Consider the following 11,351-nt stretch of genomic DNA (forward strand, 5'->3'; position numbering starts at 1 on the left):
GAGGATCGAGGATGTTGAACATATGAAAATTGATAAGGCTTACCGCTATATTAAAAAACTTGTCACTGACGGTACTTGGGATCCGGATACTGCGATCAATGTCAATGAAATTACAGAGACATTGAACATAAGCCGTACGCCCATACACAAGGCTTTATCGAAGCTTGAAGATGAAGGATTCCTTAAGATTATTCCTCAGGTTGGCGTATTTGTGAAGAAGCCGGACTACGACGAAGTGCATGAGCGTTTATTGGTATGCGCCAATCTGGAGTACTTGATGACGGAACAGGCTGCATTAAAAATTAGCGACGAGCAGTTGGCCAAACTGGAAAATTTGTTGGTTAAAATGGAACGCCCGGAAATGACTAATCAAAACTATGCCAATCTCAACACGGAGTTTCATCGCACAATCTATGAAGCTTCAAACTTGCATTTTACGTTAAATTTCGCCAAGCAGTTTTGGGATTACTTGAATTATGTAGGCAACCCGGATATTTTGTTCGTTGGCGAAAAGAGAAAGAAATCGCAAACCGAGCATTGGATGATTTATTATAGCCTGAAAGATCGAAACAGCAAGATGGCCAAAAGCCTGATGGAAATGCATAATAGTCGGGTAGCAAGCATTGTGCTGGAAAAGTACGTCCATAATGATTCTAACTAGGAGGCTCTATATGGAACAAAGCGTATTGGAAACAAGCAAGCTATTGGTAGAAAGGGCTACAGCTCTTATTCCTAAATTGCGCGAACGTGCTGAAGAGATGGAAAAAATCAAAAGAATGCCCGAAGATACCTTAAATGATTTGAAAGAATCAGGCATTCTAAGAATACTACGGCCGCAAATTTATAGTGGCCTTCAATTGAATATGAGAGCGTTTACAGAGTGTTTAACGGAAATATCCCGTGGATGTGGATCAACAGGTTGGTTTGTATCGCTGACTAATATTAGGGATTATATGATTGCGTTTGCATTTAAGCAGGAAGCGCTGGACGATATCTTTGCATCAATGGACAAAGATATTATTTTAGCCGGCAACTTTAAGCCGACAAAAATTGAAATTAAACGTGTTGAAGGTGGATATTTCATCGAAGAAGCGCAATGGCCGTTCGTTTCAGGATGTCTTCATGCCGATTGGGGGTATTTCGGATTCCCGATTGCTGATGAAGATGGGAATATGGAAATGGCTATTATGGTCGTTCCCCGTCACGAAATGGAAATTCTCGATGATTGGCATGTTATGGGGTTAAGGGGATCAGGCAGCAACAGTGTAAGAGTGAAGAATATCTTTGTTCCTGAACACCGGGTATCGCTCGATCGTTTGGCAAGCAAAGGTCTTTACACATCGAAACAGCTTAAAGATATTCCGTTATACCAAACTTCCTTTGTTCCATCGCTTACTTTGTCGATTGTCGGGCCTGCTTTGGGCATGGCTAAGGCGGCCATGGATATTCATATGGAACGCGTTTCAAAAGCTGGAATCGGTAACACGTTCTACAGCAAAATGAATGAAGCGCCAATTACGCATTGGCAAATCGCTCAAGCGCAATTGAAAATTGATTCTGCCGAGCTGCACCTTTATCGTGCGGTCGATAAAATGGATGCTTATGCGCAAATGGGCAAGACAATGGATACGGCAGAAATTGTGAAAGTGAAAGCGGATTTTGGTTACGTGAATCAACTGTGCAAGGAAGCGATTGACCTTTTGGTAGAAGGAGCCGGGTCCGTATTCGCTTATGATAAAAACCCTTTGCAAAGAGTTTATCGTGACTTTATGGCACTGCATTTACATGGGTTCATTACGGCATCCAGTTTAATTGAAACGTACGGACGAGTTCTGTGCGGGCAGGAACCGAATTCTTACTTTGTTTAATGGACAGCCGGAACGGCAGATAGAACCACAAATTGAAGGAGGGTTTTTCAATGAATTTACCTGAAATTGCCAAGTTAGGACATGTAGCTCTCGTCACGCCGGATCTTACGAAATCACTATGGTTTTTCAAGGATGTGCTTGGTTTAGAAGAAACGGAAGTCGTAGACGGTACGGTATATTTACGAGCATGGGGAGATTTTGAGCATCATACCCTTTCGATAACAGCTGGAGACAGGGCTTATGTAGACCATATTGGCTGGAAAGCAAAACGTCAGGAGGATGTAGAAGGCTTTGCAAAGCTTCTGGAAGCCGCGGGTACACAGGTGAAGTGGGTTGAAGCGGGAGAGGAAGCGGGACAAGGTAGAGCGATCCGATTTAAATTGCCGAGCCAGCATTGTTTTGAAATTTACTTTGAAATGACGAAACCTTTTGCTGAAGATTCCACGCGCTCTGTGTTGAAAAATCAAAGACATAAGTCATGGAGACAGGGTGTATCGCCGCGAAGAATTGACCATGTCAATATCTTAACTTCCATGGATGCCAAAGTTATTACTGATTATTTAGCCAAGCAGCTTGGATTTAAAATGCGTGAATATATCAAAGCCCCCGATGATTCTCTTGTAGCTGGCTGGATGAGTGTGACGAATCTGGTTCACGATGTTGCGGTCAGCAGCGATCCGACATCACCGACAACGAATCAAATTCACCATATGTCCTATTGGCTTGACAACGGCCAAGATATTCTTCGTGCGGCAGACATCCTGAGCGAGCATGGCATAAAGTTTAAAGGCCCAGGTAAGCATGGTATTTCTCAAGCGATGTATATATATGTTGTAGATCCGGGCAGCGGCTTGCGAGTAGAGTTGTTTACCGGCAGTTATTTAATCTTTGAACCGGACTGGGAGCCAGTGGAGTGGGGCTTAGAGGATATGGATGTTGGGTTTACTTATTGGGGCGATCAGATGGACATGGATCCGGATAATAATCCAACAATCGAAGCTTAAGCGCATTTACGAAACGGTAAATAGTGAAAAACATTTTCTGTCAATATTCTAGCGGGCCAATCAGCAGGAATTATCGATGATTTTTGCCACTGAAGGATCATAAAGAAGTATTGTTTGAACGACTTGACGGAAAGCCGGTTTTGTCAGGCGGTCTATTGTAGATCACTAATGAAAGAAGGGGACTGCATGGAGACGGTATATGTAAACCCGGCTAATCTGTCGCATTGGCAGCAAAAAGCAAGACCGAGCGTAATTGCCATAGGATTTTTTGATGGTATCCACATTGGACATCGAAAAGTGATTGAGACAGCTGCCGGTATAGCTGAAGAAAAAAAACTTTCTCTTTCGGTCATGAGTTTCTTCCCGCATCCAAGAATTGTTTTATCCAAAGGGAAAACGAAGGTTGACTATTTAATGCCGCTTTCTGACAAAGAAAAAGTGCTTCGAACATTAGGTGTGGATACGTTTTATATCGTTGAATTCGATATAGGTTTTGCTTCTCTTTCACCTGAACAATTCACATCCCAATATTTGACAGATTTTGGTATTATTCATGTAGTCGCTGGATTTGATTATTCCTACGGACACAAGGGAGTAGGGAATATGGGGCGGTTGAAGAGCGACTCCGGCGGTCTCATTGAAGTGACACAAGTGCCTAAAGTTGAGAGCCGAGGTGAAAAAATCAGTTCAACATGCATTCGTGAAAAGCTGTCAAAAGGAACTGTGGAGGATCTGCCCGATTTTCTCGGACGCTTATACGAAGTGGAGTGTGACTGGGATGGTGTTTCACTTCAGCTAAGACCCTACTATACACTGCCTGCACCGGGTCGCTACGCGGTTACCATTCATAATGGCATGAAATCAGAACCAGCAATAGTGATCGTGACTCAAGACAATGAACGCCTATCTCTTCGATTTGTTACAGAGATAGGCCAGCATATTCAAGGGCGGTTAACCATTATATGGCACCGCCGTATCCCGGATGCTGCGAGCTTTTCTTCTTATAAGAGAGAGTGGAATGAGCGAAAATGGGAATTTATGGTATAAAGGAGAACTGAACATGGATATTCAAAAAGTAGCTGTCGCTCTCATGGAAGCGGAAACGACGAAAAAGCCGATTAGTCCACTAACATCATCTGACGCAGCGGTATCGGTTGACGATGCCTATCGGATCCAGCTTGAATTCATCCGCCGAAAGGTGGAAATGGGTGCAGTCATTATTGGAAAAAAAATCGGACTGACAAGTAAAGCGATGCAGGATATGCTCAAAGTGGATGAACCGGATTTCGGGTTTATTCTGAATGATATGATGTACAAAGACGGTGAAACGGTTCCACTGGACCGCTTTATTCAGCCAAAGATTGAGTTTGAAATTGCATTCGTCTTGAAAAAGGATTTAAAGGGTCCTGGTGTGACGATTGAAGATGTATTCGAAGCGACGGATTATGTAGTACCGGCAATTGAGATTATTGATAGTCGTATTGAAGATTGGAAGATCAAGTATGAGGATACCGTGGCAGACAATGGATCTTCAGCGGCAGCCATTATCGGAGGAAAGCCTGTTCAACTAAGTGAATTAGATCTTCCATTGCTAGGTATGGTGGCTTATAAAAACGGCGAATTCATGGATTCGGCGGCAGGCGCAGCGGTCATGGGCCATCCAGCGCGAGCTGTAGCCTGGTTGGCGAATGCAATCGGGCACTACGATATTTCTCTGCATGCCGGCGAAGTGATCCTGTCAGGAGCACTTTCCAGGGCTGTTCCAATTGAGGATGGGGATACGTTTAAAGCAGAGTTTGCCAAAATCGGATCCGTATCGGCTACTTTTAAAAAGCAGGGGGAGTGACCATGATCAAGTATAAAGTGGGAATTATCGGCTCCGGCAATATCGGAACCGATTTAATGTATAAGATTGAGCGCAGTGAGTATTTAGAAATGAGTGTTATGGTCGGAATAGATCCTGATTCAGAAGGACTGGCGCGGGCCCGTAATCGCGGCTATGAAACCATTGACAATGGAATCGACGGACTTGTGGGGCGTCTTCTGGAGTGTCCGGGACTTGTTGATATCGTCTTTGATGCAACATCTGCGAAGTCACATAAGCTCCACAGTGAGAAGTTGATTGCACTTGGGAAGAAAGTAATTGATTTAACCCCAGCCGCGATTGGCCCTTTTACGGTTCCAACGGCGAACCTCAATGAGCATCTAGACAAGTCTAACGTGAATATGGTGACCTGCGGTGGACAAGCAACGATTCCTATCGTCAGCGCGATCAACAGTGTATGCCAGGTTGAATATGCAGAAATTGTTGCTACTGTAGCGAGCAAAAGCGCGGGACCAGGCACACGTGCGAATATTGATGAGTTCACACGGACAACCGCCAGAGCGATCGAGGAAGTCGGTGGCGCAAAAAAAGGCAAAGCCATCATCATATTAAATCCGGCCGATCCGCCGATTATTATGCGTGATACGATACATGCCCTCGTCAAAGAAGAAGGCAAGGAACAGGAAATTATTGATTCTATTGAAAAAATGGCTGAAGAAGTAAGGACGTATGTTCCGGGCTACCGCCTGCGCGGCAAACCACAGATCGATGGAAAGAAAATTTCTGTGTTTATCGAAGTGGAAGGCGCGGGTGACTTTTTCCCTTCCTATTCCGGAAATCTGGATATTATGACCGCTGCTGCGGCAAAGGTAGGAAATGAGATAGCGAAGCAGGCGAATGCTGCGACCAACAAATAAAGGAGGGAACATCATGGCGAATCGGAGTTTGGAAATACTGGATGTGACGCTGCGGGACGGCAGCCATGCGATAAGGCATGCTTTCACGGAAGAACAGGTGAGAACAACAGCACGCGGACTCGATCTGGCAGGCGTCAACTATTTCGAAGTTACACATGGTGACGGTCTTGGTGGTTCTTCCCTGCAATACGGGTTTTCCAAAGTCGACGAATTAAAGCTAATCGAGGCGGCAGTGGACGAAAGCAGCAATGCCAAGGTATCCGTTCTGCTCATCCCMGGGATCGGTATCAAGGAAGATCTTCAGAATGCGGTGAAAGCAGGAGCGAAGATGGTACGCGTGGCGACACACGTTACGGAAGCAGATGTTGCACGCCAACACATTGAACTAGGTCGTGAGCTTGGGCTTAAAACCGTTGGCTTTCTAATGATGGCGCATATGGCGCCAGTTAACGTACTTGTTGAGCAGGCCAAATTATTTGAAAGTTATGGGGCTGAAGTCGTCTATGTAACAGACTCTGCCGGAACGCTCTTGCCTCACGAAGTAAAAGAGCGGATTTCTGCGTTGAAGAATGCACTATCATGCGAAATAGGCTTCCATGGGCATAACAATTTATCTATGGCAATGGCGAACACAGTTGCTGCTGTAGAAGCAGGGGCGACTTACATCGACGGAAGCCTGCGCTGCCTCGGGGCAGGAAGTGGAAATACGCAGACAGAAGTCATGGTGGCAGTGCTTGAAAGATTGGGCTACCGAACGGGAATAGATCTGTACAAAATTATGGACGTAGCGAACGATATCGTTGCGAAATATATGCAGCGTCCGCAGGAGATAACGGGCTCAAGCTTGATTATGGGGTACTCCGGCGTCTATTCAAGTTTTCTCCTTCATACGGAAGAAGCGGCGAAAAAATTCGGCGTGGATGAGCGCGATATTTTAGTGGAACTCGGCAAAATGAAGGCGGTTGGCGGCCAGGAAGATTTGATTTATGATGTCGCTGCCCGGTTTGCAGAACAGAAAAAAGCACTCGTTTAACAGTTTGTTAATTTGTTATATACTGACTCGGCTTGGACATGATTAAATAAGTAGAAAAGGAATGGGCGAATGATCTCATATCTTCGTTATTTTTCTCCTAGATCGTCACGAGAAAATCAGTTGACTCCCCAAGAAAGAGATTGGGTTCGCCGAAATCATGTTGTGTTTATAGCTTTGTTATTTGTTTTACTGCTCGCTTTGTTATCATTGGTTGCATTAAAGGAAGTAACAGGAAGCCCGTTAATCATCGTAGGAACTTGTTTTGTCCTTACTATTGTCTTCGGAACACTGCATTTTACTAAGCGTTTCATACCTTATATTTGCTACCTGGCCGTAGGATTAACTGCATCCAATACAACGGTCATGGTTTTCACCCAGCCCGATCTCTCGAATATATTCCAAATCTATTTTTTCATCATCATCACTTTAATTTATATGCGATTATCCTTGATGATTGCCGCAAGTGCTTACGGGTTAGGATTGCTGATTTACATGATCAAGACGATGAAAGAATTTGAGCTGTCGAGTGATCTTGCTTCTAAATATGTTATCTACTTTATTTTGATTAACATTGTGCTTTTCTCCTTGCTGCGTGTAACGAATTATGTTTTGCGTGAGATGGCGCAATCTCGCAACACAACAGAAGAACTGATGTTCATCCAACAACATCAGAAAATAGCTATCTTGAACATGGTAAAAACGATCTCGGAGAATATGGCACTCATTACCCAAAACAGCAGGGAAAATAATAAATCTTTCGAAGAAATGACAGAATCGTTTCAACAAATTGCAAGCGGATCCAATGTACAGATGGAATCAACAATTACCATAAACGACAGAGTTGGAGATCTATCCAAGATGATTAAGACGATGTCCGCTTCGACGAATACCCTTCGAATGGAAAGTGCCAGTACGAAGGATCTATCTCATTCGGGACATGTGCAGATTGAGACGTTGATTCACACCTTAACTGAGTTTAAAAATAACACAGGCGCCATGACTGAGGAATTTAATACCCTAATTAATCAAATTGCGCAAATTGGCGAATTCAGCCAGACAATCAAAGAAATCGCAAACCAAACGAATCTGCTTTCGCTTAATGCAAGCATTGAAGCTGCTAGAGCCGGAGAGCAAGGGAAGGGGTTTGCTGTTGTCGCTTTTGAGATCCGTAAGCTGGCAGATACATCATCGAATGCAGCAGATCGGATTACGGAATGCTTGAAGCAATTATCAAATCTTTCGAATCAAAACCTAGATAGAATAGAACATGTATCTTCTCAGATGGAAGAGAGCTATACGATCTCGAGGAATACCCAAGCGACGTTCGAAAGGATCAATCATGCGATATCCAATTTAGATATAATTTCCGATAGCTACAGTCGCCACATGGATGATATGAACCATACCGTGGAAACCATCGAAGATTCCACAGAGCACCTCGCTGCCGTGTCCGAACAATCAGCCGCTGCAATCGAAGAGCTTTTGGCAACAGTAGAAGCATTATTTGAAAGTAATAAGAAAAGTTCTGAAAGCATCAATGAGGTTGAACATTCCCTGAGGGCTATAGTTTATTAGATGCATGAAACTTGCTAAAACGGTCTCATGCGAAAATGATGATGTCACTATGTAGGGGAGATTTTCGGTAAGTTGGAACTCGGTCTATCAGTAGGCGTAGAGAATTAGCACCATTTAGAAAAGGGGGAAAAAGCATGGTAATTTCTGCGAAGCAACTGAGTTCTGATTTAGTCACTTCACTACAAGGTGAAAAAATTGTAACGATGGTTACGATCGACGTGAATACAGGTTTGCCTAAAATTAGTGCTGTATCTTGGGTGCTTGCATCTCAAGACGGAACTAAAGTAAAGATTGCACTGGGCCATAAAGCCTCTAGTATTGAGAATATCCGTAATAATCCGAATGTGGTTCTTAACTTCATAGGAGCCGGAAGCTGTTACGCGGTGTATGGTGCTGCAGAGGTATCTGGAGTGATTGAGAAAACCATGAAGTTATGTGTGGTTACGTTACATGTTTATGAGGTGGAGGATGTCATCTTCTACGGAGGAAAAGTAACCGTTGAGCCAGCTTATGAGAAAACATACAATCCAGAACTTGCCAAGAAGTTGGATACGGAAGTGTATGAGTTATTAAAAGATTAATGCAACTTGAAGGGCTGCCGACATCCGGCAGCCCTTCAAATTTTCATATTTTGACATCCTCATTAATGATGTAATATATAAGATAAAATTTATTTATAATGCAATATTATATTTATAACGAAATAACTGAGTATATATTTTGTGCCATTGGGATCATAATACTTTTAACCCTAAATCTAAGATCCTTAGCCTAGTGCTAGGGTCTTTTGTTTTATAAGCAATAGTACTCTTAGTTGATAGTTAACCAGCAATATATTATTTTTTCAATTCTAATATGTATAAAAAAGTGAGGGAAAGGTTACATAATACATTACTATTTAAGCTTAATAGTTTTACTGAATAGAACTCTAATAGAATATAGTTTGCATACAATACAAAACACCAATGCCTTCCGGAGCATCATACTCAGATCAGCAAGATTAAGGCGGGTTCTTCCGGGAAATCACTTGAAGTAAGATGGGGAATTGAACGGCTAAAAAGCTCCTCTTTGTACTTACAAAAGAGAAGCTTATGTTTAAGCTGTCGAAAAACTCTAAAAAGATGATCTTTGCCAACAATTAGCCCGGAACCTTCTCCAACCGCCAGGTGAGGGATATTTGATGTTCATAATCAATTATTAGGGGCTTTCTGTATCTTGTGAAAAAACCATATTTTCGGCGATATTTCCCTGATTAGTTTTGAGTTTTTCAATCATATCGCGCAATTGTTCGGTATTTGCGGTTGAAGTTATACCGATGTTTAATGTACCTTTAAGCTCATTAACGTGCAGTTCCTGAATCTTGTAGGTAATATTTGGAGGCGTTGTATGCTTTGGTTCGGCCGGATTGTTCAGCGTATCTTTGAGCCCAAACAATTGATCCTTCAAACGTTGATTTTCCGCCTCTAACTCGGATTGCTTAAATTCCAGCATAGTGATCCTTTGCTCAAATTGGCAAATACAGGAATGCAGATAAACATTTGCATCGTACATGATGCCGCCTCCTTCAGATATGACTTTACTCTCAGCGATCAAGTGGTGTTGACCACAGGATGTGGGGGCGGCAACAACTCTTCATCTGGCACTACATTGGCAGTCTTCTCATTTATGCCTTCCGCAATTTCTGTCGCCTGATTGCCCGACAGAATGTTGAAGCCGATATTGAGGGCACCTAGGTTTGCGATGGAGTTGATTTTAATATTGTTAATATAAAAGTTCATTTTTTGCGCTCTCCTATACGAGATTGCTGTTTCCTTGATCGTTGAGATCCGGATCCAGAACATTGTTTCGGTCCGTATTTACGGAAGAAGTGGCGTCCCCAATGACAGTGTTGCCGCCGACTGCTTTAGAATTTGCCGCATTTCCGCGCAATAGGTTGTCTCCGAAATTGACGACGCCACCAGTAGCGACTTCATTGATTCTGATGTTAAAAATGTTAAATACATTCGGCATAAAACTCATCCTTTAGGAGGTTTGACCGCAAAATATCAGACGTCTGCGCGCATGCGGTGTTTGCGAGGGGGAGGTTGAGATGCCTGAAAGATGCCCGAGTAAGCCTCATAATTAACAAGGCAACCGGCACTATTAATAATTTGATGCTGTCGAGCAGCCGTTTCATCCGATTCCCACTCCMTTTCATTCACTTTTATGATGTAGTGTATTCATTTTCATGGGCATCTGTGTCTCAAATTGTTGCTGGAGAAAAGCGGAGCGAACTTTAAGTGTGTTTTAAGCTATTGCCACGCCAAGTTAGTAACAATTACTTTATAGGCGAATACAATAAAAAATCACTAATTGTTCATAGAACCAACATGTACAAAGAACCTTATCGCTTAGTATGGAAAAAATTGGCAATTAGCAGAGGATTCAGGAGGAGCATTTATGCCCAGTTCAATCTTATTTAACAGTATAAACATCAACAATCAGCAAAGAAATGCATCAGTAGGTATTGGAGAAAATGCCCAATCAAGCTGGGATGCACATAGTAAGAATAATTTAGGAAATGGCCTTTTTATTGGAAATTCTATAACAATAAATGTATGGAACTTTATTAATGATAATGATTTCATCGATGCACCGATTAATGATCAAGATTTTAAACCTGCAACAACAAATCAAGTGTAAAAACAGCAAAATTATAAAGGAAGTACTACCCAAAGACGAACAAACCCAACTCTATTCAGCAGGATTTGTTCGGAGGGCTCTAGGCATTTAAAATATTTGCTTATAAGTTAGAGATAAGCGCTTCGAAGAGAGCAGAACATAATTCAAAGTCTTGAAAAGTTTTACCGTCAATCGTAACCTCCCAAGTATCCTCAGAAAAATTTACAGATAACTTGTCTCCAGTTTGAGACAAGCAAGCCATCATTTGACCAAGAGACAGCAAGGGAAGTGACTTATTTTTTTGTACACCATTTAAAAAATAAATCATTTCTTCATGGTCACCTGTGGCCATGTATTCGCCTTCTTGCGGCTCCCACAATTCGCGTAATTTATTTTGTTGTTGCCCATCAAGCTTTTGCAAATGCGTGTAAGAAATACGTTGATTCAATATTAGTCCTCCTAAGATAG

The 11,351-nt window shown here is 42.6% G+C and carries 14 protein-coding genes; 10 read left to right on the forward strand and 4 right to left on the reverse strand.

What is annotated here, in order from left to right; translation table 11 throughout:
- The first annotated feature begins 22 nt into the window (after positions 1–22).
- The 9 genes from AC1DLM_RS13360 to AC1DLM_RS13400 all read left to right on the forward strand — a co-directional run bounded on the left by AC1DLM_RS13360 (position 23) and on the right by AC1DLM_RS13400 (position 8,803).
- The gene (locus tag AC1DLM_RS13360) at positions 23–661 is read left to right on the forward strand and encodes a GntR family transcriptional regulator (protein WP_441990671.1); all 639 of its coding nucleotides are present in this window, start codon (positions 23–25) and stop codon (positions 659–661) included.
- A gap of 10 nt (positions 662–671) precedes the next feature.
- Positions 672–1,868: an acyl-CoA dehydrogenase family protein gene (locus tag AC1DLM_RS13365; protein WP_441990672.1), complete on the forward strand. Its 1,197-nt coding sequence runs from the start codon at positions 672–674 to the stop codon at positions 1,866–1,868.
- Between the two features lie 50 nt (positions 1,869–1,918).
- Positions 1,919–2,872 carry a VOC family protein gene (locus AC1DLM_RS13370; protein ID WP_441990673.1) on the forward strand — a complete coding sequence of 318 codons (954 nt, stop codon included), beginning with the start codon at positions 1,919–1,921 and terminating at the stop codon, positions 2,870–2,872.
- A 186-nt stretch (positions 2,873–3,058) separates the two neighbouring features.
- Positions 3,059–3,919, forward strand: coding sequence for an FAD synthetase family protein (locus AC1DLM_RS13375; RefSeq protein ID WP_477570220.1), 861 nt, complete (start codon positions 3,059–3,061; stop codon positions 3,917–3,919).
- A gap of 13 nt (positions 3,920–3,932) precedes the next feature.
- The gene (locus AC1DLM_RS13380; RefSeq protein WP_477570221.1) at positions 3,933–4,718 is read left to right on the forward strand and encodes a 2-keto-4-pentenoate hydratase; all 786 of its coding nucleotides are present in this window, start codon (positions 3,933–3,935) and stop codon (positions 4,716–4,718) included.
- Positions 4,719–4,720: 2 nt separating this feature from the next.
- Positions 4,721–5,614: an acetaldehyde dehydrogenase (acetylating) gene (locus tag AC1DLM_RS13385; protein ID WP_477570222.1), complete on the forward strand. Its 894-nt coding sequence runs from the start codon at positions 4,721–4,723 to the stop codon at positions 5,612–5,614.
- Between the two features lie 13 nt (positions 5,615–5,627).
- On the forward strand, positions 5,628–6,647 hold the full coding sequence (gene dmpG, locus AC1DLM_RS13390) for a 4-hydroxy-2-oxovalerate aldolase (protein ID WP_477570223.1): 1,020 nt from the start codon (positions 5,628–5,630) through the stop codon (positions 6,645–6,647).
- A gap of 120 nt (positions 6,648–6,767) precedes the next feature.
- Positions 6,768–8,222: a methyl-accepting chemotaxis protein gene (locus tag AC1DLM_RS13395; RefSeq protein WP_477570224.1), complete on the forward strand. Its 1,455-nt coding sequence runs from the start codon at positions 6,768–6,770 to the stop codon at positions 8,220–8,222.
- Positions 8,223–8,356: 134 nt separating this feature from the next.
- Positions 8,357–8,803 carry a PNPOx family protein gene (locus tag AC1DLM_RS13400; RefSeq protein WP_477570225.1) on the forward strand — a complete coding sequence of 149 codons (447 nt, stop codon included), beginning with the start codon at positions 8,357–8,359 and terminating at the stop codon, positions 8,801–8,803.
- Positions 8,804–9,419: 616 nt separating this feature from the next.
- Here the strand turns inward: AC1DLM_RS13400 and gerPC are convergent.
- The 3 genes from gerPC to AC1DLM_RS13415 are packed head-to-tail and all read right to left on the reverse strand — an operon-like array spanning position 9,420 to position 10,232.
- Complete coding sequence (gene gerPC / locus AC1DLM_RS13405; protein ID WP_477570226.1) at positions 9,420–9,773, reverse strand: spore germination protein GerPC; 354 nt, start codon at positions 9,771–9,773, stop codon at positions 9,420–9,422.
- Between the two features lie 38 nt (positions 9,774–9,811).
- Positions 9,812–10,000, reverse strand: a complete 189-nt coding sequence (locus tag AC1DLM_RS13410) for a hypothetical protein (protein ID WP_477570227.1) — start codon at positions 9,998–10,000, stop codon at positions 9,812–9,814.
- Positions 10,001–10,013: 13 nt separating this feature from the next.
- A complete protein-coding gene (locus AC1DLM_RS13415) occupies positions 10,014–10,232 on the reverse strand; it encodes a spore germination protein (protein WP_441990683.1) in 219 nt (72 codons plus the stop codon).
- Positions 10,233–10,661: 429 nt separating this feature from the next.
- Here AC1DLM_RS13415 and AC1DLM_RS13420 point away from each other — a divergent pair, with 429 nt between their 5' ends.
- Positions 10,662–10,904, forward strand: coding sequence for a spore germination protein (locus AC1DLM_RS13420; RefSeq protein ID WP_477570228.1), 243 nt, complete (start codon positions 10,662–10,664; stop codon positions 10,902–10,904).
- Between the two features lie 100 nt (positions 10,905–11,004).
- Here the strand turns inward: AC1DLM_RS13420 and AC1DLM_RS13425 are convergent, their stop codons facing one another.
- Positions 11,005–11,331, reverse strand: a complete 327-nt coding sequence (locus AC1DLM_RS13425) for a hypothetical protein (RefSeq protein ID WP_477570229.1) — start codon at positions 11,329–11,331, stop codon at positions 11,005–11,007.
- Between the last annotated feature and the right edge of the window lie 20 nt (positions 11,332–11,351).

It is taken from the genome of Paenibacillus sp. 01T442 (assembly GCF_056398345.1).